Annotated in this window: 1 protein-coding gene; it reads right to left on the bottom strand. The window is 71.3% G+C overall.

Annotation, left to right across the window (positions count from 1 at the left end; genetic code table 11):
* Positions 1 to 136: 136 nt before the first annotated feature.
* Positions 137 to 2,729: translation initiation factor IF-2 (infB, locus tag AC1DVZ_RS18790; protein ID WP_477619718.1), on the bottom strand; the 2,593-nt coding region annotated here is incomplete at its 5' end.

Raw genomic sequence — 2,729 nt, 5'->3', positions numbered from 1 at the left:
TCGTAGAAGTGAAGCATCGTCGGGCCGCGCCCGTCACTGCTTTGTCGCGACGGGCCGCTTTGTCGCGACGGGCCCACACCGAGAGTCTCGGTGTGGGCCCGTCGCGGCCTCACGGCCTACGCGCTGTCGCGGACGATCAGGCGCGGGGCTTCTCGCGCATTTCGTACGTGGCGATGAGGTCGCCGAGCTGGAGGTCGTTGTAGGACCCCAGGTTGATGCCGCACTCGAAGCCCTCGCGGACCTCGGTGACGTCATCCTTGAACCGGCGCAGTCCGGCGATCTCGACGTTCTCGGAGACCACCACACCGTTACGGGTGATCCGGGCCCGCGTGCCGCGCTTGATCTCGCCGCTGCGCACGATGGAACCGGCGATGTTGCCGAACTTGCTGGAGCGGAAGATCTCGCGGATCTCGGCGGTGCCGAGCTCCACCTCCTCGAACTCCGGCTTGAGCATGCCCTTGAGGGCCGCCTCGATCTCCTCGATGGCCTGGTAGATCACCGAGTAGTAGCGGATCTCGACGCCCTCGCGCTCGGCGTAGTCGGCGTTCTGGCCTTCGGCCCGGACGTTGAACCCGATGATCACCGCGCTGGACGCCATGGCCAGGTTGATGTTGTTCATCGTGATCGCACCGACGCCGCGGTCGATGATCCGCAGGTCGACCTCGTCGCCCACGTCGATCTGGAGCAGCGCGTCCTCGAGGGCTTCGACGGAACCGGACACGTCACCCTTGAGGATGAGGTTGAGGGTCTCGACCTTGCCTGCTGCGAGGGCCTCGGTGAGGTCCTCGAGCGAGATGCGCTTGCGGGCCTTGGCCAGCGAGGCCTGACGGTCCGCGGCTTCGCGGCGCTCGGCGATCTGGCGGGCCGTGCGGTCGTCCGGAGCCACCACGAAGGTGTCACCGGMGCGCGGAACCGAGGACAGGCCGAGCACCTGCACCGGACGGGACGGACCCGCTTCGGTGAGGTTGTTGCCGTGCTCGTCGAGCATCGCGCGGACGCGGCCGTAGGCCGACCCGGTGACGATGGCGTCCCCGACGTGCAGCGTGCCGGCCTGGACCAGCACCGTGGCCGTGGCGCCACGGCCACGGTCGAGGTTGGCCTCGATCGCGACACCGCGGGCGTCGCGGTCGGCGTTGGCGCGCAGGTCGAGCGCGGCGTCGGCGGTGAGCAGGACGGCCTCGAGGAGGGCGTCGATGTTCTGCCCGGCCTTGGCCGACACGTCGACGAACATCGTCTCGCCGCCGTACTCCTCGGCGACGAGGTTGTACTCGGTCAGCTGCTGGCGCACCTTGGCCGGGTTCGCACCCTCGACGTCGATCTTGTTGACCGCAACCACGATCGGCACGTCCGCAGCCTGGGCGTGGTTGAGCGCCTCGATGGTCTGCGGCATGACGCCGTCGTCGGCCGCGACCACGAGGATCGCGATGTCGGTCACCTTGGCACCACGGGCACGCATGGCGGTGAACGCCTCGTGACCGGGGGTGTCGATGAAGGTGATCGGGCGGTCGACGCCCTCGTGCATCTTGTGCACCTGGTAGGCACCGATGTGCTGGGTGATGCCACCGGACTCGCCACCGGCGACGTCCTCGTTGCGGATCGCGTCGAGCAGTCGCGTCTTACCGTGGTCGACGTGACCCATGACGGTCACGACCGGCGGACGCGCCTCGAGGTCCTCGTCGTCCTCACCCTCGATACCCGTCTCCAGGTCGATGTTGAAGGCGTCGAAGAGCTCCTTCTCCTCCTCTTCGGGGGAGACGACCTCGATGTTGTAGCCGAGCTCGGCACCGAGCAGCTTGAAGGTGTCCTCGTCCAGCGACTGGGTGGCCGTGGCCATCTCGCCGAGGTGGAAGAGCACCGTCACGAGCGCACCGGGGTTGGCGTTGATCTTGTCGGCGAAGTCGCTGAGCGACGAGCCACGACGCACCCGGATGAGGGTCGTGCCGTTGCCACGGGGGACGGTCACGCCACCCAGCGACGGCGCCTGCATCTGCTCGAACTCCTGGCGCTTCGCGCGCTTGGACTTGCGTCCACGCACGGGACGGCCACCACCGCGGCCGAAGGCACCTGCGGTCGAGCCGCGACCGGCGCCACCACGGAAGCCACCGCCACCGGGACGACCGGCGAAACCGCCGCCACCGCCGGGGCCACCAGGGCCTCCGGGACCACCGGGGCCACGACCGCCGCCGGCGCCACCGGGGCCACCGGGGCCACGTGCGCCGCCGCGGGCGGGACGGTCACCGGGACGGCCGACCGCGCTGCGGTCGGGCATCATGCCGGGGCTGGGACGGGCACCGGCCGGACGGGGTCCACCGGGGCCTGCAGTGCCGCCGGGGCGCGGACCGGCTGCACCGGGACGGCTCTGGGGACGCGGCATACCCTGGCTGGGGGCGAAGGGGTTGTTGCCCGGACGGGCGCTGTCGCGGCCGCCACCCTCACGGGGGGCACCTTCGCGAGGCGCGCCCTCGCGGGCACCACCCTCGCGGGGGCCACCCTCACGACCGGTGCGCATGCCCTGGCTGGGCGCGAACGGGTTGTTGCCCGGGCGCGGTGCGCCGGGACGAGGAGCGCCGGGGGCGGCGCCAGCCGGACGAGGGGTGCTGCCGGGACGAGGGGACGCGGGGACGCCCGGGCCCTGCTGGTCACCGTCACGCGAGGACTGGACGTCGGCGCGGGCGGCGGGAGCCTCCGGAGCAGCGGGCGCTGCCGGAGCCGGGCTCGCCGGTGCGGCG

The organism is Pedococcus sp. P2_E5, assembly GCF_056403895.1.
This window is presented reverse-complemented; position numbering and strand designations above follow the sequence as displayed.